Below are 21,837 nucleotides of genomic sequence, written 5' to 3'. Positions count from 1 at the left end.
GTGAAAAGCGAAGGCATTCGACATGTGCCTTCATCGCATCCCAACATGATGGCAGCAGCCCCGTTAGCAGGTTGTTGAAAAAGGTGCGATGCCCTCCACCTTACAAAATCAATGATTTAAAAAGGCGTCATTGATTTTGATCGCCCATCCATGGGCTCGGTGGACGTTTTTTCAACAGTCTGCCAAAAGCCTCCCCTGGTCAGATAGCCCGGCCAAATCAATAGTTTTTTTCGTGCTGCGCTTGGACTTTGTCCTGCTTTTAATTTTATATGGGATGGAATCGGATGAAAGTAAAAGAGCTTGATTTGCAGAGGCGGTTCTGCGACAGGCTTGATCTTCACCTTCTCCCGGCTCCGAGCTTAATCGGCAGCCGGGAGAAGGCGAAAAGCTAACGTTTGACTTCGACCTTGGCGAGTTTTTCGTAATAACAAATCAGCGCAGCATGATCGAGGTGGTCCAGCCCCTCAACCTTCATGGCCTGCATCATCTCCAGGACGGAAGCTGTCAACGGCAGCGGAACCCCTATTTCATGGGAGGTTTGCAGAACGTTGCCAAGATCCTTCATGTGATGATAAATACGCATTCCGGGGTTGAAATTGCGCTCCATAACCAGCGGAGCTTTGGCATCCAGCACCGCACTGCCGGCCAGGCCGCCACGGATGGCCTGGAAAACCAGCTCAGGCTCGACCCCGGCCTTGGTCGCCAGCACCAGTGCCTCAGACATGGCGGCAATATTCAGGGCGACGATAATCTGATTGGCCAGCTTGGTAATATTTCCAGCGCCGATGGAGCCGGTATGAACAACAGAGGCGGCCATGTCTTTCAAAATGCCGTAGCACTTGTCAAAGACTTCTTTCTTGCCGCCGACCATGATAGACAGCGTGCCGTCAATGGCTTTCGGTTCACCGCCACTGACCGGAGCATCGAGCATTTCGACATCTTTCTTGGCCAGTTCTGTCGCAACTTTTTTACTCACTGCCGGGGCAATTGAAGTCATGTCAATGACAATACTGCCCGCTTTTACACCATCAATGATGCCGTCCGTCCCTAAGACCACAGCCTCGACATCCGGCGAATTCCGCAGGATAACAATAATGATATCAGCGTTCTGGGCGACAGCCTTGGGAGTCATGACCACTTTCGCCCCCATCGCCACCAGTTCGTCGGTCTTGTCGACGTCAAGATCCATAACAACCAGTTTATGACCGGCTTTCATCAGGTTTTTGCACATGGGCTTGCCCATGATTCCCAGTCCGATAAATCCAATTCTCATCGATTCTTTCTCCTGTTCTTTAAAATTCCCCTTTGTAGATTCTGTCCAGTCTACACAATTTTCCTCAAGATACCTAGCGGGCTGTTGCAAAACAGTCTGCCGACCCCATGGATGGGCAATCAAAATTCAGCAGAGATTCTTTTAATTTATTGATTCTGCATGGCGGGAAAAATAACATCCCCACCGTGTCTGGGAAAGTCCGGGGAGGGCCTTTTTCACCACGCTGTCAGAGCTGACCTGAAATCCTCCTCAGCCTATACAGGATAAGCACGGCAAAAACAAATCAAAATTAAGAAAAACCATAATTTAGCTCCTGGCACAGTGCCGCGGGTGACGACCTGGGCCGCGCAGCAATTTCATCCTACCTTCACCGGGGCAAACCAGTTAAGATATCGCATTGCCTGAACTGGCCCGGTGACACAACCCGGTCGGAACCAGCCACATCAATCTGTACACATGTCAGGAGACACCAATGCCAGGCCTGTTTTCCAAAGTCAACCTTGGACGCCTTGCCGTTCGCAATCGAATTGTCCGCTCCGCCACCCACGAAGGGATGGCGGACAGCGCTGGCCTGCCACGCCCTGAACTGCTCCAGCTGCTGACCGAACTGGCCCATGGCGGAACCGGTACACTCATCTCCGGTCACGCTTTTGTGCTGCCTGAAGGTCGTGCCAGTCGCTGGCAACTGGGTCTGGCCGAAGAGGCTCAGCTGCCCGGGGTCCGCCAAATGGCCGCAGCAGTTCACAGTTCGCCCACTGCCCGTTTTATCCTCCAGCTCGCCCATGCCGGAGCAAGAGCGGACCTTCCGCTTCTTGACCTTCCGGCCAAAGGACCGTCCGCCGGTGCCTGCGGGGTTGCCGATGCTCCGGCAATGGACGAAGAGGATATCGCCCGGACTATCGCCGGCTTCGTCAGCGCGGCCAAACGCGCCCAGCAGGCGGGTTGTGACGGGGTGCAGATTCATGCCGCCCATGGCTACCTGCTCTCAACGTTTCTCTCACCCCTGTTTAATCGCCGGACCGATGACTGGGGCGGCAGCACGGCCAAACGCGCCAGGATAGTCCTCGACATCGTCAGCGGAATCCGCCAAGTTGCTGGAGAACACTTTCCGATCCTGATGAAGATGAATGCTGCGGATTTTGTTGCCGGAGGACTGCAACCCGCGGAAATGATCGAAATCGCCGGGATGCTGGAACAGGCAGGTCTTGACGCTGTGGAAATGAGTGGCGGCACTCCGTTGTCCGGGAAACAGAATCCGATTCGGGTCGGAGACGATTCCGTCTGGTACCGGGATGCGGCAGAACAATTTAAGAAAAAACTCGCTCTTCCGTTGATTCTGGTCGGAGGAATCCGTAATGCGGCCAGCGCAGAAGAACTAGTCAATCAGGGAATCTGCGATGCCGTTGCCTTGAGCCGGCCCCTCATCAGGCAACCGGACCTGCCTGACATCTGGCGCAATGATGCGGCCCGCAGTGCAGATTGTATTTCATGCAACCGCTGCATGGTGCCGATGAGAAATGGCGAGGGGCTGTACTGTCCGCTCCTGAAAAAGACCCAAACCTAGCAGATCGTAAAAATGTCTATCTTGGGGCTCTTTAAGTCAGCCCAGTAATAACCGTCACCGGTTGTGCGTATAGAAAATCTCCCGGGCAAAAGCGAGATGAGGCCAGCTAATGACTCAGGTTGTCTCCCTCTCGACAATACTGAACCCGACATCGATAATATTTTGCTGAACAGGCTTGCCTTCAATTCGCTCGAGAAGGACATCTGCGGCCCGGCGCCCGATTTCAGTCCGATCGAATCGGACCGTGCTCAAACTGGGGCAGGTATAGGCAGCGTAGGGCTGATCGCCAAACCCGACGATTGCAAGGGTTTCTGGCACGGTTATCCCGCGGGAACGAGCTTCCTCCAGGCCGCCCTGGGCCAAGGTGTCTGAACTGAAAAAAATTGCGCCATCATGAAACCCCTTGTCCAACAAGTTGGCCAAGCCGACTCGCCCTAATCTGAAATTCGTCGGCACCGGCACTAAACTAGTTGTGACGTCAATGCCAAGCTTTCGCAGTTCGTCGACAAACCCTTTTTCGCGGATAGTGGCACGCTGATCTGCGGCTGAGACAATACCTATTCTCTGATATTGTTTTTCATACAAAAATCTGGCAACGCTGCGACCGACCTGTTCATGCGAGAAACCTACGATAACATCCAGTGGTGTCGGGGTCAGGTCCCAGGTTTCAACAACCGGGATGTCGGCAGTCAGCAGAATTTTTCTACACGCTGCGGAATGATTGATACCAGTCAGAAAAACGCCGTCGGGGCGACGGCTCAAAATCGTGGAAATCAACTTTTCTTCGCGCAGTTCATCATATCCCGACTCCCCAAGCAGAACTTGATAACCGAAATCCAACAGACGCTCAGTGAAAAATTGGATTGTCTCGGCATAAACGGAGTTGGAAATTGACGGAATGATGGCGGCGATCAAACGGCTGCGGCGGGATGCCAGCCCTCCGGCCAGCAGATTGGGCACGTAGCCGGTCCGTACGATAGCCTGCTGAACCCGCTCCAGGGTTTTAGCGGCGACCTTGCCTGGATGATTGAGGACCCGTGAAACAGTTATTGGTGAAACCCCTGCCAGCTTGGCGACATCGTCCAAAGTCACGCTTCCCGTAGAGCGGCGTGAGCTTAACGGTCCATCGACGGTTGAAGAGCTCGGCGAACGCCCATTCCCCTTGAGATGACTATTTTTACTGATCGACATAAATAAATCAGTTTCCTTAAGTAGTTTCCAATCTGAAAACTTAATTATTGCCATCCAGTGTTTCCAGATGACAACGAAGTAGAGTTGATAAGCACTGATATTAACAAGACTTTGCCGATAAGAAAAGAAAACAGCAAATAATCTCATATGGTAACGCTACCATAAAAAACTGTCAAGGCAATCGTCCTACCCATACCAGGAAATAATTACTTAAATACCCCCTGAAACAACCTAAATCGTTAAAAAAAATCCTGACTTAATCCAATATGATAGAATTATTAGAGACTCATTCGACAATTACCTGTCTCTTTGAAAAAAATATTGACAGCGACATAATGACAGCGCTAGCATGCCACAGCATTCAAGAAGATTTTCCCACATTTAACAGTTAACAGGGGTCATTTCCTCGAATTAACCTATCGATTTTATAGGAGGCTCATTTGGAAAACGCAGATTCAGGCGCAAAGTCACCGGTTATTTCCGAGTTGCAGGTCATACCCGTGGCCGGTCATGACAGTATGTTGCTCAACCTCAGTGGCGCCCACGGTCCATTCTTCACCCGCAATTTGGTCATTCTCAAAGACAGCGCCGGCAATACCGGAGTGGGCGAAGTCCCCGGAGGCGAAGGTATCCGCCAGACCTTGGAAGATGCCCGCCCGCTGGTCGTCGGCCAGCCCATTGGACGCTATAACAACATTCTTAACAGTGTCCGCAAGCAGTTTGCTGACCGTGATGCCGCCGGCCGCGGTTTACAGACCTTTGACCTGCGTATTGCCATCCATGCCGTAACCGCCCTGGAAGCAGCTCTGCTCGACCTGCTCGGCCAGTTCCTCGATGTCCCCGTTGCCGCACTGCTCGGCGAAGGACAGCAGCGCGACAGCGTGGAAATGCTCGGCTACCTGTTCTATGTCGGTGATCGCAACAAAACCGACCTGCCCTACCTGTCCGACCCGAATGCCGACAACGACTGGTTCCGCGTTCGCCATGAAGAAGCATTGACCCCGGAAGCCATCGTACGCCTGGCTGAGGCTGCTCATGAGCGTTACGGTTTTAACGACTTCAAACTCAAAGGCGGTGTTCTGGCTGGCGCCGAAGAGATCGAAGCGATCAAAGCCCTGGCAAAACGGTTCCCGGAAGCCCGGATCACTCTCGATCCCAACGGCGGCTGGTTGCTGAAAGAAGCCATCGAACTCTGTAAAGACATGCATGGCATTATGGCTTACGCCGAAGATCCCTGTGGTGCCGAAGGCGGGTATTCCGGCCGCGAAATCATGGCCGAGTTCCGGCGCGCCACCGGGCTGCCGACTGCGACCAACATGATCGCCACGGACTGGCGGCAGATGGGCCACACCATCCAGCTGCAATCCGTCGACATCCCGTTGGCCGACCCGCACTTCTGGACCATGCAGGGCTCCGTCCGCGTTGCCCAGATGTGCCATGAATGGGGTCTGACCTGGGGGTCTCACTCCAACAATCACTTTGACATTTCCCTTGCCATGTTCACCCATTGTGCGGCAGCTGCCCCGGGCAATATCACCGCGATCGATACCCACTGGATCTGGCAGGATGGTCAATATCTGACGAAAAACCCGTTCCAGATCGTTAACGGCCATGTTAAGGTTCCGGAAAAAGCCGGTCTGGGGGTTGAATTGGACATGGATGCCATCATGAAGGCCCATGAACTTTACCTGAGCAAAGGACTGGGCAGTCGCGATGACGCTGTGGCCATGCAGTACCTGATCCCGAACTGGACTTTTGACAACAAAAAGCCCTGCCTGGTTCGTTAACCAAACCAAGGAGACAACCAGATGGACACCAGTTTTATCAAAGGGGTGATCCCCCCGATCGTGACCCCGACCGACGCCCAGGAGCGGGTCAACGAGCCGGTGCAGCGCGAGATCGTCGAGCATATCATCACCGGCGGCATCCACGGCATCCTGGCCATGGGCAGCAACGGTGAGTTCTACGGGCTGGACCCCGAGCAGCAGGAGCGCGCCACCCGCATCATCGTCGATCAGGCCGCAGGGCGGGTCCCGGTCTACTTCGGCATCGGCAACATCACCACCCGCGAATGTGTCGCCTGGGCCAAAAAAGCCGCAGCCATGAAGGTCGACGCCATCAGCGTGCTGCACCCCATGTTCATCGGTCCCAACGACGATGAAATGTACCGCCACTTCAAAACCGTGGCCGAAGCCACCGACCTGCCGGTGCTGCTCTACAACAACCCCGACCGGATGCGCTGCGGGATCTCCGCCGGGCTGCTCGAACGGCTCAGCGAGATCCCCAACATCGTCGGCGTCAAAGAGAGCAGCGGCGACATGACCCTGACCGCTGAATTTATCCGCCGCACCCGCAACAAAGGCAAGGACTTTAAAGTCATCGCCGGGCGTGACATCCTGATTCTGAGCACCCTCGCCTACGGCGGGGTCGGGACCGTGGCCTCCTCGGCCAACATCGTCCCGGAACTGGTGGTCTCCATTTACGACAAGTTCATGGCCGGCGATCTGGCCGGCGCCCTGGAAGCCCAGTACCAGCTGGCCCCGATGCGCATGGCCTACGGCCTGTCCAGCTTCCCGGTGGTGACCAAGGACTACATGCGCCTGCTCGGCTTTGACATGGGCGAACCGATTCTGCCCAATACCCGCAGCACCCCGGCGGTGCTGGCCGCCCTGCAGCAGCATCTGGACAATCTGGGCGCCAGGAAGCTGGTCTGACAACGACCGGCCGCACATCGACACTCAACAGGAAAGACAAGGAGAAATAGCATGCAAATCGGATTTATCGGACTCGGCATCATGGGCAAACCCATGAGCAAAAACCTCCTCAAAGCCGGCTACAAACTGGTGGTCTGCGACCTCAATGCTGCCGCCGTCGCAGAGGTCGTCGCCGCCGGAGCGACCAGTGCCCCCAGCGCCAAGGCCGTGGCCGAGCAAAGCGACGTCATCATCACCATGCTGCCCAACTCACCACAGGTCAAAACCGTGGTGCTGGGCGAAGGCGGCGTCATCGAAGGCGCCAAGCCGGGCAGTGTTGTCATCGACATGAGCTCCATCGCCCCGCTGGCCAGCCGTGAAGTCGCAGCCGCCCTGGCCAAGAAAGACGTCGCCATGCTCGACGCCCCGGTCTCCGGCGGCGAACCCAAAGCCATCGACGGCACCCTGTCGGTGATGGTTGGCGGAGACAAAGAGGTTTTTGACAAAAACTACGACATCATGAAAGCCATGGCCGGCTCGGTGGTTTACACCGGCAAGATCGGCGCCGGCAATGTCACCAAACTGGCCAACCAGATCATCGTGGCGCTGAACATCGCCGCCATGAGCGAAGCCCTGGTGCTGGCCACCAAAGCCGGGGTTGAACCCGACCTGGTCTACCAGGCCATTCGTGGCGGCCTGGCCGGCAGCACGGTGCTGGATGCCAAAGCCCCGCTGGTGATGGATCGCAAATTCGAGCCGGGCTTCCGCATCAACCTGCACATCAAAGACCTGGCCAATGCCCTGGATACCGCCCATGAGATCGGGGTACCGGTGCAGCTGACCTCGGCGGTGATGGAAATGATGCAGGCCATGAAAGTCGACGGCATGGACGGGCTCGATCACGGCGCCCTGATCCGTCATTACGAAAAACTCGCCAAGGTCGAAGTCAAACGCTAACGCCCGGGCGGTCGCGTTCCAATCACCAACAAGGGGGGCTGCTCGCAGCAGCGCCCCCTTGCTTAATATCCGGAACCGGCAGCACTGATCACCACGGTTTTCATCTCCACAATCCATTGAGCGAGCTGAGACAATGAAAATCATCATCGCCCCTGATTCCTTCAAAGAGAGCCTGTCCTCCCAGGACGTCGCCAGCGAGATCGAAGCCGGCTTTCGTGACATCTATCCCCAGGCTGAGTATCTGAAACTGCCCATCGCCGACGGCGGCGAAGGCACCGTGGCCGCCCTGGTCGCCGCCACCGACGGTGACCTGATCAAGCTGACCGTCACCGGACCGTTGGGCGATCAGGTCCAGACCTTTTACGGCCGCAGTGGCGACCATGCCACCGCGGTCATCGAGATGGCCGCCGCCAGCGGCCTCGACCTGGTCCCGCCGGCCCGCCGCAATCCCTTGCTGACCACCAGCTACGGGACCGGCGAACTGATCCGCCATGCCCTTGACCAGGGGTTGCGCGATTTCATTATCGGCATCGGCGGCAGCGCCACCAATGACGGCGGTGCCGGGATGCTGCAGGCCCTGGGAGCCCGCCTTCTCGATGCCGATGAGCAGCAGATCGGTTATGGCGGCGGCAGCCTTGCCGAGCTGGCACGGATCGATGTCAGCGAACTGGACGAACGGCTCAAGGAGTGCCGAATCCAGGTCGCCTGCGATGTCGACAATCCCCTGACCGGCCCGCGCGGCGCTTCGGCCGTGTTCGGCCCGCAGAAAGGCGCGACCCCGGAGATGGTCGAACAGCTCGACCGCAACCTGGGACACTTCGCCGCACTGATCCGTCGCGATCTGGACCGGGACATTGAACAGCGACCCGGTGCAGGTGCCGCCGGCGGCATGGGCGCGGCCCTGCTCGGTTTTTTGCAGGCCGACCTGCGCCCCGGGGTGGAGATCGTCATCGAAGCGATCGGGTTGGCCGAGGCCGTCAGCGACGCCGACCTGGTGATTACCGGAGAAGGGCGCATCGACGGGCAGACCGTTTACGGCAAAGCGCCGATCGGGGTGGCCAGAGTTGCGGCGCAGCGGCAGATCCCGGTGCTCGGTTTTGCCGGCTGCCTGGGGGAAGGCGCGGAAGCGGTTCTGGAGCACGGCATCACGGCCCTGTTCAGCATCGTGACCGGGCCCTGCAGCCTGGAGGAGGCCCTGGCCAATGCCCGGACCAACCTGCGCATCACGGCCAGAAATGTCGCCGCTGTCATTAAACTGAAGGTATCCTGAGCTTTCTCGCAAAAAGCATAGCAAGGTATTTCAGCAACTTCCATAACCTATTAATTTAAATAATTATTTTCGTCATAGATTGATACAGATCGGGATTAATCCATGACGCTATTACAAATTTCAAAAGCATCTCCAGAAATTTATTGACAACCAAAAATGACAGCGCTACCATAGTCACGTTTTAATTTGATGTCTTTTTTGGTACAACAACCCCTTACACTCAACGAAGAGAGGAGTAGATCATGAAAAGAATTTTGATGGGCCTGTTTGTCTTCGCATTTACCCTGATGTCTGTTACCGGGGCAATGGCTTCGGACAAACTGATCAAAGGGAACATGAGGATTGTTATCGGCTCCAAGTCCACAGGTGGCGACACTTATCAAAACTCCAGTATCATTGCTGAAGCCCTCTCCAAGAAACTTGGCATCAACGTCAAAGTTGATGCTATTGGTGGAAGTGCAGGATTCAGAACCATTCAGAGAACCGGCCAGGATGGCACCACCGTTATGATTTATCATGATCAGGCATACTTGGGCTATCTCTATGGGGTTAAGGGTTATGAAGAGATGTTCAGCACCTACAAAGTCGGCCCGTTGCTTGCGATAAACCCCGGGAATGCTTATCTTGTCCCTAAAAAATCCCCTTACCAGTCAGTTGACGACATCATTGATGCCTGTGGTAAAGGAACGCAGGTTCGTGTGGCTATTCAACCCGGCGGCGTCTCTGAAATTGGTTATACTGCTCTGAAAAATGCCGTTAGTGTCAAATATCCTGGCAAGCAGGAAAACTTGGTCGCTGTCTACACCGGTTCACAAGCTGATAAAAACCAGTTGCTGTTTGACGGACAGGCGGACCTGATCAACGGTTCGGTTCAGGCTAATGAACAATACACCCGGCTGCCCGCTGACGATCAAAAAGCAATGCGTTTCGTTTGGCTGACTGCCCGCAACCAAACTCTTGAGCAAGCTAACCCCGAAGGCATGGGGAAAACCTCCCGCGAAGAATTGATGCAATTTGTCGAGCCGAAAGCTTGGGTTCCCTACGATGACAAGACCAATTTCACCTTCGACAAGGAATTTATTTTCCTTTATAACAAGGACATCAAGCCTGAAATTGTTGAATATCTTGACAATGCCTTGGCAGAAATTTATGCCGAGGGCAAAATTCAACAGACTCAGAAAAAATCATTCTTTATTCCGGACTTCATGCCTTCAACCAAATCAGCTCCATACTTCAAAGCCAAAATGGAACGTATTAAAAAGATCATCGACGGTATGAAGTAAAAAGGGTAGCTCATAATTTTGGGGCATCTCCACTTATAGAACAGGAGATGCCCGTTTTTTATATAAGAAAAATTCATCATACGAGCTACAGAAGTCATATCATTAGACGTTTTTTGAGGTGGACAACATGGATTCAGGGCAATCATCAATTTTTCAGGTTTCGGTGGATTTCAGCACCTCGCATTTGCTTTTCCCGAAACTTGTTATCTACTTTCTGCTTTTTCTTCTGATGCTTATTTTTATTATTTATGGCATCCCCAAACTCAAAAGAATCATCAAGGGGGAAGAAAACTTTAAGTTCAGCATGCAGCACATTGATAAATTCAGGTTTTTCGGGACCATCTTGCTGACGGTCGTGTATTTTGTGTTGATGGATTATGTCGGCCAGTTCTTTCCCAACACCGGCATGGGTTTCCTGTTGATATCGATCCCGTTTATTCTTCTACTGTCACTACTTTATTCCCATCAGATAACGAAATCCAGATTGTTAGTGATTGTACTCAATGCCGTACTGGCACCCTGTATCGCCTGGTATGTTCTTGAACAACTGTTCAACATTAGCCTCCCATAAGACCAAGCAGAATAGTAGAGAAGGAATATTCGTATGATCCATACTGTTTTAGCTGATATCACCCCAACATTTCTCATATTGATCCCTCTGGGGGTATTCATCGGTATTTTCTTTGGCGCGATTCCCGGCATGACAGCAACCATGGCTGTTGCCGTTTGCCTTCCGCTAACGTATTCATTGAGCCTGAATGAAGGATTGGCGCTGCTTCTCGGTCTGTATGTGGGCGGTATTTCCGGTGGTCTGGTTCCGGCAATTTTGCTCAATATTCCAGGGACACCATCGTCGATTACCACCACATTTGACGGTTATCCCATGACACTAAAGGGTGAAGGGGAAAAGGCGCTGAAAGTTGGCATCGCCTCCTCTCTGTTCGGTGGTGTTTTCAGCATGATTATCCTGTTCTTCTTTGCTCCGGCACTGGCGGATGTGGCGATCAAATTTTCCTATGTCGAAAAATTCCTGATTATCTTTCTCGCCCTGACCGTTATCGCTTCATTGTCCAGCAACATTTTGTTCGGTGTTTTTAGCGGGGCTCTTGGCGTCCTGCTCAGCCTGATCGGAACCTACGACATTTCCGTCGGTGGCAACGGCGAAACCCGGCTAATGTTTGATTTCATGGTCCCCTACCTGGAAGAAGGATTCTCATTGCTCCCGGTGTTGATTGGCCTGTTCGGTTTGGCAACTATTTTTGAAGAAGCTGCGAAGGGCATTACTGAGGAAGACCTTAGTGCTGATTTGAACCTTTCAAATAAGGTCAGATTCTCATGGACTGTGTTCAAAGGCCAGTTCATTAACCTGTTTCGCTCTTCTGCCATCGGCACCTTTGTCGGCATGCTTCCCGGAGTTGGCGGCAGTGCAGCATCAGTCTTGGCATATACTCAGCAAAAAAACTTCTGTAAAGAACCAGAAAAAATGGGGACGGGGGAACCCTCCGGAGTTATTGCTTCGGAATCATCCAACAACGGGCTTACCGGTGGAGCCTTGATACCACTGTTATCACTGGGTATCCCGGGAGACAGTACCACGGCGGTTCTGATCGGCGCCTTCACTTTGCAGGGGATTCAAGTCGGTCCACTGTTCATTGGTGACCATCTGGATACCTGGTACACCATGGTGATTGCGTTGGCAATAGCCAACATTGCAATGTTCCTGATCATGTTTTTTGCGATCAAACATATCGCTAAGGTCATCACTGTACCAAAATACATTCTCTTCCCGATCATCATCATGATGTGTGTGGTTGGTGCCTATGCGATCAACTATGGAATCATGTTCGATGTCTGGACCCTGCTGATCTTTGGTCTCTTCGGATATTTCTGTAGCAAAGTTGGGATTGAAGTGGCGCCGCTTATCATCGGCTTCATTCTCGGCAAATCAGCAGAAATCTATTTTGTAAAATCGCTGGAATCTTTCGGAACTCTGACCATATTCTTCACCAAGAGTCCGATCGCAATGTTTCTGTGGGTATTAATTTTCATTTCTCTGGGCTATTCAATTTACTCAATGGTCAAAACCCATCAGAAAAAACAAGAGGACGCTCAGAAATAGATGCGAGAGAAAAAATTTTTATGAACTCAAAAGACAGAAAAAGTATCAAAATAACCCCCCAGGATAACGTTGCTGTCGCAGTCTCAACCGGTGGATTGAAAAGCGGAGACTGCATTGAAGACGGAACGGTTCTGGTTGGAGATGTTCCTCAGGGACATAAAATAGCTCTTTGCGATATCACCGAAGGTGAACCGATCATCCGTTACGGTGAAACCATTGGCTATGCAGTAAACGATATTCCCCGCGGAAGCTGGATCCACGAAGCATTGGTCAGGATGCCGACCGCACCGGCCCTTGCCGACATGGAATTGGCGACCAGACCGGCTCCCCAGCTTGAGCCACTGGAAGGCTATACCTTTGAAGGGTATCGTAATCCGGACGGCAGCGTTGGGACCAAAAACATTCTTGGCATCAGCACCAGTGTGCAATGTGTCGCCGGGATAGCTGACTTCGTGGTCCGCAAGATTAAACAGGAATTGCTTCCCAACTACCCGAATGTGGACGATGTGGTTGCGTTGAACCATTCTTACGGGTGCGGCGTTGCCATCAATGCTCCGGCAGCAATTATACCGATCCGCACCCTGCAGAACCTGACCTTGAACCCCAATCTGGGGGGAGAAGTCATGGTTCTGGGTCTGGGTTGTGAAAAACTGGATCCCAAGCGGCTGGTTCCCGCCAACTTTTTATCCGGAGCCAATGACCAGCAGCCGGAAGCCATTCTGGAGATCCAGGATGAAGCTTTCCAGGGGTTTTCAGCCATGGTCAACGGCATCATGGCGATGGCGGATAAAAAGCTGCACAATCTCAACCAGCGGCAGCGCGAAACCTGTCCGGTCTCCGACCTGGTGGTCGGCATGCAATGCGGCGGCAGTGATGCGCTTTCCGGCATTACCGCTAACCCCGCCGTCGGGTTTGCCGCCGATCTGATCGTGCGCGCAGGGGGGACTGCTGTATTCTCTGAAGTGACAGAAGTTCGTGATGCCGTCTACATGCTGACCCCGCGAACCGTGGACAAGGAAGTCGGCCAGGCCATGATCCGCGAAATGGCCTGGTATGATCGCTACCTTGAACTGGGCGAAGTGGACCGTAGCGCCAACACGACCCCGGGCAATAAAGCCGGCGGTCTGGCGAACATCGTGGAAAAGTCCCTCGGCTCTATCATCAAGTCCGGGACCAGCCCGATTGTCGATGTTCTTGCTCCCGGTGAACGCTTACGCAAAAAAGGGCTTGTCTTCGTAGCAACACCTGCCAGTGACTTCATTTGCGGCACGCTGCAACTGGCGGCCGGGATCAATATGCAGGTTTTCACCACCGGCCGCGGCACCCCCTACGGTCTGGCCATGGCGCCGGTCGTCAAGGTCGCCAGCCGAACTGCGCTCTGCAACCGCTGGTACGACCTGATCGATATCAATGCCGGCCGGATTGCCAGCGGTGAGGCCAGCATCGAAGAAATCGGCTGGGAAATCTTCCACTTCATCATTGATGTGGCCAGCGGCCGTAAGCAGGTTGCCGCCGACAAACTCGGGATTCACAACGACCTGGTCCTGTTCAACCCGGCCCCGGTGACCTGAGCCGTTTCGCACCCCTGTGCAGCCATTGCGCTAGGAACGATAACCGGCTCTTTTCACGCGTCGGAGAAAAAAATAGCCCGCCCGAATGGCGCTAGTGTCCCGTTTGGTTATTTATTTGAATTAATTTTGGGTCATTTTTGTTGCTGTCAAGGCGTGCCGCCGCAGGCCTAGCTGGGGCTAAGCCGAGAAGGCAGAACGTAGACAGCGGCAAAAATGACCGGAATTGGGATAGAGAACTAACCGTACGGAGGCACTAGTTTAGGAGGAGATGGCAGCAAAACCGGGACTGTCCCCGCACGGGGGCTGTCCCAGGTCTTTGCGGTGCTAACCGCTACAGCTTTCATGGCTCGCAAACTCTTGGGACAGCCCCCGATGCCCCCCGGGACAGTCCCGAGTTTACTGCAAAGCTGCTTAAACGGGCGCCATTCATAACAAGCCCTTTTTGCCAGCAGCATAACGACAAAAAGGGCTTGCTATTGTCCCCGGGCACGCCCCCGCGCAACCCCGATAAGCGCTCTTGCTGATTTCTCTCATAGTATGTATAGATACCATTCATACTATGAATAAACGTTCCTTGCGGCGCAACCTGTCACTGATAAATTCAGTCCTGTTTTGCACCGGCAGCGAACTTTTCACCTAATTGCAAATTGCAGAACTGACTTCGGGATCAAAAGGCCGGTCACCAGCTCTGCCAACGACAGGTTACAGGATCATCACCATGGCATCTTCCAATGTAGCAGTCCAAAAAATTATCCAGCATATCCCCCTGCCCAGGATGATCAGGGTCCGCCAGAAGTTCTGCCAGGAGCACATTGCAGACATCCCGGCGGCCCTGCGTCAGCAACTCGACCTGCGCAATCTGCCGGCCAGAATTGCCCCCGGCGCCACCATCGCCATCACTGCAGGCAGTCGCGGCATCGCTAACTTGCCCGAGATCCTGCGCGAACTGGTCGGCTGGGTCAGAGCTCTTGGCGGCCAGCCGTTCATCGTTCCGGCCATGGGCAGCCATGGCGGAGCCACTGCTGAGGGGCAGGCCGGGGTGCTCTACGAGTTGGGCATCACGGAAGAAACGGTCGGCGCCCCGATTCGGGCAACCATGGAGGTGGTCAAAATCGACACCACCCCGAACGGGCTGCCGGTCCATATCGATCGGTTTGCCCAGGAAGCCGATGGCATCATCGTCGTCGGCCGCATCAAGCAGCACACCTCGTTTCGCGCCCCAATTGAAAGCGGCCTGGCAAAAATGATCGCAGTCGGGCTCGGCAAACGCGATGGCGCGGAGATCTGCCATGCCGCTGGAGTGCCGAATATTCCCGTGCGGGTCACGGAGATCGCTGAAACCGCTTTGCAGCGGGCGAACATTCTATTTGCCGTCGGCATTCTGGAAAACGCCTATGACGAGACCTTCCGGATCGCCGCCATCCCTGCCGAACAGATCCTGGCCGAGGAACCGGTTCTGCTCGACATCAGCCGCGAGCACATGCCGCAGATCCTTTTTCCCGGCTGCGACGTCCTGGTTGTCGATGCCGCCGGCAAAAATATTGCCGGCACCGGCATGGATCCGAACGTCATCCGCCGCAACTATATCGACACCTTTGCCATGCCTCCGCTGGCCCAGCGTCTGGCCTTGCTCAGCCTGACCGAGGAAAGTCATGGCAACGCCAACGGTATGACCAATGCCGATGTCTGCACCAGACGATTTTTCAACCAGATCGATTTTTTCGAGACCTATCCGAACCCGCTGACCAACGGCATGCTGCAATCCTGCAAGATCCCCCTGGTCATGGAAAATGACCGGCTGGCCATTCAGGCGGCGATCAAGGGCTGCTACGGCATCGACCATAACGATGCCCGCCTGATTCGGATCAAAAACACCCTGCATATCGGGGAGATCATGATCTCGGAAAACCTGTTGCCCGAAGCCAGGAACAATCCGCGCATCGATATTATCGGCACGGCGGAAGAATTGGCTTTCGACGCCCAGGGAAACCTGCTTTAACCTACCAGAGGAACCTGTTCATGAAAGAACAATCATACGACGTGGTCATCATCGGTGCCGGCGTGATCGGTTCGGCCGTCGCCCGGGAGTTGTCCCGCTATCGCCTGCGCATCGCCGTGCTGGAAAAAGAGTTGGATGTCGCCTGCGGCAATTCCAGCCGCAACACCGGAGTGCTGCACGGTGGTTTTACCTATCGACCCGGCTCCCTCAAGGCCGAATGTACGGTTGAAGGCAATCGCGAGTTCGACCAGGTCGCCAAGGAACTGGATGTCCCTTTCAAACGGACCGGCAAGGTCGTGGTCGGCTTCAACGACGAAGACCTGCGGAATATCCTCAAGTTCAAACAGATTGGAGAGACCAACGGAGTCCGCGGCCTGGAGATTATCGACAAGGACCGCCTCTACCGGATCGATGCCAGCGCCGGCGGTGAGTTCGCCATGTACAGCCCCGCTTCCGGGATTCTCAATCCGATGCAGTACACCATCGCCCTGGCCGAAAATGCTCACGCCAATGGTGCGGAATTTTTCTTTGCCAGCGAAGTCACCGCCATCGAAAACAGCGCCGGCCGCTACCGAATCAGTGCCGGAAACCAGCATTTCTCCGCCCGCTGGGTCATCAACTGTGCCGGGATGAACTGTGTCGCCATTTCCGAAATGCTCGGCATCAGCGGCCACCAGGTCAAAGGGTTCAAGGGGGAATATTTTGTGCTGGATAAAAAAGCCGGCCAGTACCTGAACATCCCGGTCTATCCGGCCCCCAATGCCAAGGGCGGCTTCTCCACCCATGCCACCCCCACCATCGACGGCAATGTGCTGATCGGCCCGGATTCCTATCTCACCGACGATCCGGATGACTTTGCCGCCACCCGTGACCACATGCAGGGTTTGATCGCAGACGGCTCAAAAATGTTCAAGCATATCAAGCGCGATTTCTTCATCCGCAACTTCGCCGGAACCCGCTGGAAAAGGATTGATCCTGCCACCGGCGAGGTCCTGGATTTCCTGATTGAAAGCAGAGCCGACAAACCGGGCATTGTCAATCTGATCGGGATCGAATCGCCCGGACTGACCTGCGCCTTACCGATTGCCCGGCGGGTGGTCGGCAGGATCCGCGACCGGGAGCAGCTGGCCCCCAATCCATCCTTTAACCCGGTTCGCCGAGGGATTCCCCCGTTTGCCGGGCAGCCGCGTGAGCGGCAGCAGGCATTGATCAACGCGGACCCGAACTACGGCGAGATCGTCTGCCGTTGCGAAACCATTACCAAAGCCGAAATCCTCCGCGCCATCAACAATCCCCTCGGCGTGGTCACGGTGACCGGGATTAAAAACCGGACCCGGGCGACCATGGGCCGTTGTCAGGGCGGTTATTGTGAAACCCGCATCGCCGCATTGATCCAGGAAACCCTGGGGAGCAAAGAGACGGAGGTCCTTTATCAGCATGCCGGCTCCTACCTGTTCACCGGCAAAGTTCGGGAGGACGACCATCATGCAGCATAAACAGGTGATCATCATCGGCGGTGGACCGGCCGGACTGGCGGCAGCGTTAGAGCTTTACCACAACGGCGTCACCGATATCCTGATTCTGGAACGGGAAAAACACTTAGGCGGGATTCTGCGCCAATGTATCCATGACGGCTTCGGCCTGCTTCGCTTCAAGGAATCCCTCAGCGGCCCGGAATACGCCCAGCGCTTTATCGATGAAATCGACCGTCTGCACATCCCTTATCTGACCGATGTCACAGTCCTTGATATCACCGCGGATAAAAAAGTGCTCGCCGTTTCCAAACAGGGGTTGCTCGAATTTCAGGCCGAGGCGCTGGCTCTGACCATGGGCTGCCGGGAACGCACCCGCGGAGCCATCAGCATTCCGGGCACCCGGCCCGCCGGTATTTACACCGCCGGCGTCGCCCAGTCCTACATCAACCTGGCGAATACCATGCCCGGCAAGAACGTGGTGATCCTTGGTTCCGGCGATATCGGCCTGATCATGGCCCGACGGCTGACCCTGGAAGGAGCGCAGGTCAAAGCGGTTTTCGAACTCCAGCCCTATCCGAGCGGCCTGCCGCGCAACATCGCCCAGTGCCTCAATGATTACGATATTCCGCTGTTCCTCAATCATACCATCATCGATATCAAAGGGCGCTCCCGCCTGGAAGGGGTCACGGTCGCGGCTGTCGACGAAAAGTTCGCGCCGCTCCCCGGAACCGAAAAAGACTATCCCTGCGACACCCTGATCCTTTCGGTCGGCCTGATCCCCGAAAACGAGCTGTCTTTGCAAGCCGGTGTAGAACTCGATCAAAGGACCAAAGGCGCCCTGGTCGATGACAGTTATCAGACCAGCAGCCCCGGCATCTTTGTCGCGGGCAATGTCCTCCAGGTTCACGATCTGGTCGATTTCGTTTCTGCCGAAGCCGAAAAGATGGCGCTGGGGATCGCCGCCTATCTGCACAGTCATAGCCCGCAGAGTACGCAACTGGCCATTCGCGGTGACGCTTCGATCACCCATACCGTTCCCCAGCGCGTCAGCGGCGAGAAGGATTTCACCCTCTCCCTGCGCCCCAGCCGGCCCGCCCAAAATTGTGCAGTGCAGATCTGCCAGAATGAACGGGTTATCGCAACGCAGACCTTCCGCAAAGTCCTGCCTGCGGAAATGATTCAGATCCCGGTCGCAGCCGACCTTCTGGCGGAGGCTGGCGACCTGGAAGTGAGGATAGCATGCTGAAAAAGTATACCTGCATCATCTGCCCGCTCGGTTGTGATATCGAAGCGACCGTCGAGCAGGACCTGGTTATCGCCATCACCGGCAATAGCTGTCCCAAAGGGGTCGACTACGTCAGTCAGGAGCTGGCCAATCCCCTGCGCAACATTGCCACCTCGGTATTGATCAAAAACGGCGACCTCCCGCTGGTCAGCGTCCGTCTTGACCGGCCGATCCCCAAGGCTGAGATTTTCCCGGCCATGGCCGAAATAAAGCGCCTGTGCGTCACCGCCCCGGTACAGATCGGCCAGGTTCTGCTACGGAATGTCGCCGGAACCGGCGCGGACCTGATCGCCACCAAAAAAATCCGGGCAACCGGCTAAATCCGTATTACCAAGCGCAAGAGACCCCGCAGCACAACCGTTTTCTGCCCCCTCGGTTTTTTTCCTGTCAGCTCATCGCTCTTTTCCTGCTGCCCTGGCTGCTTTCCGGCGCCCGCCTGCGGACCTTCGCCAGCGGGCACCGGAATCTTGCCCAGAGCAAAGCAAAAACCGGGGAACAAGCAAATAATTTGACGAAATCGCACATAACTCTTTATTATGATATGTTTATATTTTTCGGAGGGCATGACGTGCTGCGCGCTTGTTTCTATTACCTGCTATTTTTCCCCTGGACCTTTGTCTCGATTCTCCTGGCATTACTCTGTGCTCTTTTGAGCGGACAGAATGCTGCCCACCGGGTCGGCATTATCTGGGGCCGGTCCTGTTTGCGGCTGGCCGGGCTGAAACTCAAAGTGACCGGCGCGGAAAATATCCCGCCCACGAGCCCGGCCATTTATGTGTCTAATCACCAGAGCAATTTTGACATTCCGATTTTTTATGCCGGCCTGCCGATTCAGTTTCGCTGGCTGGCCAAACAGGAGCTGTTTGAAGTTCCGCTGTTCGGCACAGCCATGAAATACTGCGGCTATATCCCCATCGACCGTTCCAACCGACGCAAAGCCATGGAAAGCCTCAACCTTGCGGCCCAGCGGATCAAGGACGGGGCATCCGTGATCATTTTCCCCGAAGGAACCCGCACTGCGGACGGTCGTTTACAGGAATTCAAAAAGGGGGCCCTGATCCTGGCGGCTAAAGCCCGGGTTCCCGTGGTTCCGGTCACCATCAAGGGAAGCTTCCGGGTGCAGTCCAAAGACAGTCTGAAAATTACCCCCGGGCCGCTGGAGCTGATCATCTCCCCGCCGCTGGCGACCGAACATTTGCAAAACCGGGACATCGATCCGCTGACCCGGCAGATTCATGATCGCATTGCCGCCAACCTGCAAGGAGCTGAGTAAAATGAATAAATCACCCCGCGAGCAATTACGCCTGCTCCCCTTTGGCGGTCTCGGCGAGATCGGCATGAACATGCTGGGGATCGAATATGGCGGCAAAATCCTGCTCATCGATTGCGGGCTGATGTTTCCGGAAGCCTACATGTTCGGTATCGACCTGGTCCTGCCCGACGTCAGCATGCTGGAAAGCCGGCATGACGATATCATCGGCCTGGTCCTGACCCACGGCCATGAGGATCATATCGGGGCGATCCCCTTTCTTTGGCAACAGCTCGGCAGACCGGTGATTTACGGCACCGGGCTGACCCTGGGACTGCTCCGCGGTAAACTCAGGGAATTCGATCTGGACGGCAAAGTCCCCATGGAGCAGATCAGACCGCGCCAGAAAATTGCCCTCAAACCCTTCGACATCGAACCGTATCGGGCCGCCCACTCCATCGTCGACGGTATCGGCCTGATCGTCCGCACTCCCATCGGCACCCTGGTCCATACCGGCGATTTCAAGATCGATCCGACCCCGGTGGACGGTGAGAACACCGACCTGGCCAAGCTCGCCGAAGCCGGCGAGGAGGGAGTCCTGCTGCTGCTGGCGGATTCGACCAATGTTGAAAATGAAGGCATTACCCTGTCTGAAAAGACCGTCGGCAAAGTCCTCGACGAGATCATCCCCCGGTGTCAACGGCGGGTCATTGTCGCGACCTTTTCCTCAAATATTCACCGGATCCAGCAGATCGCTGATGCGGCTTTGCTGGCCGGTCGCAAAATCCTCGTCAACGGCCGGAGCATGGTCAGTAACATCGCCATCGCCCGACAGCTGGGCTACCTGAAAATTGCCGAGGAACAGTTCATCGAGCTGCGTGATCTGCGCGAGTTGCCCCCGGAGCAGGTCTTGATCATCACCACCGGCAGCCAGGGGGAACCACTCAGTGCGCTGATGCGGATCGCCACCGGCGACCATAAGCAGATCGAACTGGAGAAAGGCGATACGGTCATCCTTTCCTCCAAATTCATCCCCGGCAATGAAAAAGCGATCAGCGACCTGATCAACAACCTCTACCGCCGCGGCGCCGAAGTCTTTTATGAGAAAACCAGCGAAATTCATGTCTCCGGCCATGCCGGCCAGGAGGAATTGAAGCTGATTCACAGCCTGGTCAAACCGAAGTTCTTCGTTCCGGTGCATGGCGAATATCGCCACCTCGTCAAACACTGCCAGCTCGCCGTCGAAATGGGGATGGCGCCGGAAAACACCCTGGTCCTGGAAAACGGACAAAGTTTGGAACTGACCTCGACGGAAATGCAGTTGGGTGAGCCCTTTGAAAGCGGCCGGGTGTTTGTCGACGGCAAAGGGATCGGCGATGTCGGCACCATGGAGCTGCGCGACCGCCGCCACCTCGCCCATCATGGCGTGGTCATTGTCATGCTCGCCATCAACCAGTCGACCGGCAGCATTGTGCAGGGTCCGGAAATCTTCACCAAAGGGTTTGTTCCGGAAGAAAACGGCGAGAGTAGTGAACTGTTGAACGAGGCCAGGCAGGTCGTCTGTGACCTGCTTGGAGAATACAGCCTGGAGATGCTCAGCGATTGGGAAGAGCTGCGCGTCGAGGTCCGCAAGACCCTGCGCCGCCTGTTCAACCGGCAGATTGCCCGCCGCCCCTTGATTTTGCCGCTGATTCTGGAATTATAAACGCGTCAAGGACGAGGGCCTGAAGGCAGAGCAAGCGAACCGCCCGACCCGGCCGAACAAGCAAAGGGGACACCCCCCGCTTGAAAAAGAACGGTTTAATCTTTATTGTATACTGGCCGGTGCCGCTATTATCAATCTATGCTCTGCCCTGACATTATCTGTCACAACAGGGGAGTATGTTTCCAGAAATGAAAAGCAACGCC

16 protein-coding genes and 1 pseudogene are annotated in these 21,837 nt (G+C 55.1%); 15 read left to right on the top strand and 2 right to left on the bottom strand.

Annotated features, from left to right (window positions below; translation table 11 throughout):
* Nucleotides 1-388: 388 nt before the first annotated feature.
* A complete protein-coding gene (garR, locus tag N909_RS0113150) occupies nt 389-1,363 on the bottom strand; it encodes a 2-hydroxy-3-oxopropionate reductase (RefSeq protein WP_084167700.1) in 975 nt (324 codons plus the stop codon).
* Between the two features lie 382 nt (nt 1,364-1,745).
* Here garR (N909_RS0113150) and N909_RS0113145 point away from each other — a divergent pair, with 382 nt between their 5' ends.
* Complete coding sequence (locus tag N909_RS0113145; protein WP_029915837.1) at nt 1,746-2,837, top strand: NADH:flavin oxidoreductase; 1,092 nt, start codon at nt 1,746-1,748, stop codon at nt 2,835-2,837.
* Nucleotides 2,838-2,951: 114 nt separating this feature from the next.
* Here the strand turns inward: N909_RS0113145 and N909_RS0113140 are convergent, their stop codons facing one another.
* Nucleotides 2,952-4,028, bottom strand: a complete 1,077-nt coding sequence (locus N909_RS0113140) for a LacI family DNA-binding transcriptional regulator (protein ID WP_084167699.1) — start codon at nt 4,026-4,028, stop codon at nt 2,952-2,954.
* Nucleotides 4,029-4,468: 440 nt separating this feature from the next.
* Between N909_RS0113140 and gudD the strand changes: the two genes are divergently transcribed.
* The 14 genes and pseudogenes from gudD (at nt 4,469) to N909_RS0113065 (ending at nt 21,634) form a co-directional block, all read left to right on the top strand.
* A complete protein-coding gene (gene gudD / locus N909_RS0113135) occupies nt 4,469-5,815 on the top strand; it encodes a glucarate dehydratase (protein ID WP_029915833.1) in 1,347 nt (448 codons plus the stop codon).
* A gap of 21 nt (nt 5,816-5,836) precedes the next feature.
* Complete coding sequence (locus tag N909_RS0113130; RefSeq protein WP_029915831.1) at nt 5,837-6,742, top strand: dihydrodipicolinate synthase family protein; 906 nt, start codon at nt 5,837-5,839, stop codon at nt 6,740-6,742.
* Between the two features lie 48 nt (nt 6,743-6,790).
* Nucleotides 6,791-7,678, top strand: a pseudogene (garR, locus tag N909_RS0113125) (2-hydroxy-3-oxopropionate reductase); the annotation flags it as partial.
* A 133-nt stretch (nt 7,679-7,811) separates the two neighbouring features.
* Nucleotides 7,812-8,948 carry a glycerate kinase gene (locus N909_RS0113120; RefSeq protein ID WP_029915825.1) on the top strand — a complete coding sequence of 379 codons (1,137 nt, stop codon included), beginning with the start codon at nt 7,812-7,814 and terminating at the stop codon, nt 8,946-8,948.
* Between the two features lie 242 nt (nt 8,949-9,190).
* Nucleotides 9,191-10,231, top strand: a complete 1,041-nt coding sequence (locus N909_RS0113115) for a type 2 periplasmic-binding domain-containing protein (RefSeq protein WP_029915823.1) — start codon at nt 9,191-9,193, stop codon at nt 10,229-10,231.
* A 127-nt stretch (nt 10,232-10,358) separates the two neighbouring features.
* A complete protein-coding gene (locus N909_RS0113110; RefSeq protein WP_029915821.1) occupies nt 10,359-10,802 on the top strand; it encodes a tripartite tricarboxylate transporter TctB family protein in 444 nt (147 codons plus the stop codon).
* A gap of 33 nt (nt 10,803-10,835) precedes the next feature.
* Nucleotides 10,836-12,350: a tripartite tricarboxylate transporter permease gene (locus N909_RS0113105; protein ID WP_036683158.1), complete on the top strand. Its 1,515-nt coding sequence runs from the start codon at nt 10,836-10,838 to the stop codon at nt 12,348-12,350.
* Nucleotides 12,351-12,370: 20 nt separating this feature from the next.
* Complete coding sequence (gene garD, locus N909_RS0113100; RefSeq protein ID WP_029915816.1) at nt 12,371-13,921, top strand: galactarate dehydratase; 1,551 nt, start codon at nt 12,371-12,373, stop codon at nt 13,919-13,921.
* A 718-nt stretch (nt 13,922-14,639) separates the two neighbouring features.
* The gene (locus tag N909_RS0113095; RefSeq protein WP_029915814.1) at nt 14,640-15,920 is read left to right on the top strand and encodes a nickel pincer cofactor-dependent isomerase, group 22; all 1,281 of its coding nucleotides are present in this window, start codon (nt 14,640-14,642) and stop codon (nt 15,918-15,920) included.
* Between the two features lie 20 nt (nt 15,921-15,940).
* A complete protein-coding gene (locus tag N909_RS0113090) occupies nt 15,941-17,416 on the top strand; it encodes an NAD(P)/FAD-dependent oxidoreductase (protein WP_029915812.1) in 1,476 nt (491 codons plus the stop codon).
* Nucleotides 17,406-18,641: an NAD(P)/FAD-dependent oxidoreductase gene (locus N909_RS0113085; RefSeq protein WP_029915810.1), complete on the top strand. Its 1,236-nt coding sequence runs from the start codon at nt 17,406-17,408 to the stop codon at nt 18,639-18,641. Before N909_RS0113090 ends, N909_RS0113085 begins: the two co-directional genes overlap by 11 nt.
* A complete protein-coding gene (locus N909_RS0113080) occupies nt 18,635-19,000 on the top strand; it encodes a DUF1667 domain-containing protein (RefSeq protein WP_029915808.1) in 366 nt (121 codons plus the stop codon). The genes N909_RS0113085 and N909_RS0113080 overlap by 7 nt, the downstream gene beginning before the upstream one ends.
* 248 nt (nt 19,001-19,248) lie before the next feature.
* On the top strand, nt 19,249-19,953 hold the full coding sequence (locus N909_RS23855) for a lysophospholipid acyltransferase family protein (RefSeq protein ID WP_029915805.1): 705 nt from the start codon (nt 19,249-19,251) through the stop codon (nt 19,951-19,953).
* Between the two features lies 1 nt (nt 19,954).
* A complete protein-coding gene (locus N909_RS0113065) occupies nt 19,955-21,634 on the top strand; it encodes a ribonuclease J (protein WP_029915803.1) in 1,680 nt (559 codons plus the stop codon).
* The last annotated feature ends 203 nt before the right edge of the window (nt 21,635-21,837 follow it).

The sequence above is a fragment of the Pelobacter seleniigenes DSM 18267 genome (assembly GCF_000711225.1).
Lineage (GTDB): Bacteria > Desulfobacterota > Desulfuromonadia > Desulfuromonadales > Geopsychrobacteraceae > Seleniibacterium > Seleniibacterium seleniigenes.
The sequence above is the reverse complement of the archived record's forward strand: the minus strand, read 5'-3'. Positions and strand labels throughout refer to the sequence as shown.

What these genes read in the sequence shown, in the direction of transcription:
- N909_RS0113145 (WP_029915837.1), top strand. Translation starts at nt 1,746, where the DNA reads ATGCCAGGCCTGTTTTCCAAAGTCAACCTTGGACGCCTTGCCGTTCGC.
- N909_RS0113140 (WP_084167699.1), bottom strand. Translation starts at nt 4,028, where the DNA reads ATGTCGATCAGTAAAAATAGTCATCTCAAGGGGAATGGGCGTTCGCCG.
- N909_RS0113130 (WP_029915831.1), top strand. Translation starts at nt 5,837, where the DNA reads ATGGACACCAGTTTTATCAAAGGGGTGATCCCCCCGATCGTGACCCCG.
- N909_RS0113120 (WP_029915825.1), top strand. Translation starts at nt 7,812, where the DNA reads ATGAAAATCATCATCGCCCCTGATTCCTTCAAAGAGAGCCTGTCCTCC.
- N909_RS0113115 (WP_029915823.1), top strand. Translation starts at nt 9,191, where the DNA reads ATGAAAAGAATTTTGATGGGCCTGTTTGTCTTCGCATTTACCCTGATG.
- N909_RS0113110 (WP_029915821.1), top strand. Translation starts at nt 10,359, where the DNA reads ATGGATTCAGGGCAATCATCAATTTTTCAGGTTTCGGTGGATTTCAGC.
- N909_RS0113105 (WP_036683158.1), top strand. Translation starts at nt 10,836, where the DNA reads ATGATCCATACTGTTTTAGCTGATATCACCCCAACATTTCTCATATTG.
- garD (WP_029915816.1), top strand. Translation starts at nt 12,371, where the DNA reads ATGAACTCAAAAGACAGAAAAAGTATCAAAATAACCCCCCAGGATAAC.
- N909_RS0113095 (WP_029915814.1), top strand. Translation starts at nt 14,640, where the DNA reads ATGGCATCTTCCAATGTAGCAGTCCAAAAAATTATCCAGCATATCCCC.
- N909_RS0113090 (WP_029915812.1), top strand. Translation starts at nt 15,941, where the DNA reads ATGAAAGAACAATCATACGACGTGGTCATCATCGGTGCCGGCGTGATC.
- N909_RS0113085 (WP_029915810.1), top strand. Translation starts at nt 17,406, where the DNA reads ATGCAGCATAAACAGGTGATCATCATCGGCGGTGGACCGGCCGGACTG.
- N909_RS0113080 (WP_029915808.1), top strand. Translation starts at nt 18,635, where the DNA reads ATGCTGAAAAAGTATACCTGCATCATCTGCCCGCTCGGTTGTGATATC.
- N909_RS0113065 (WP_029915803.1), top strand. Translation starts at nt 19,955, where the DNA reads ATGAATAAATCACCCCGCGAGCAATTACGCCTGCTCCCCTTTGGCGGT.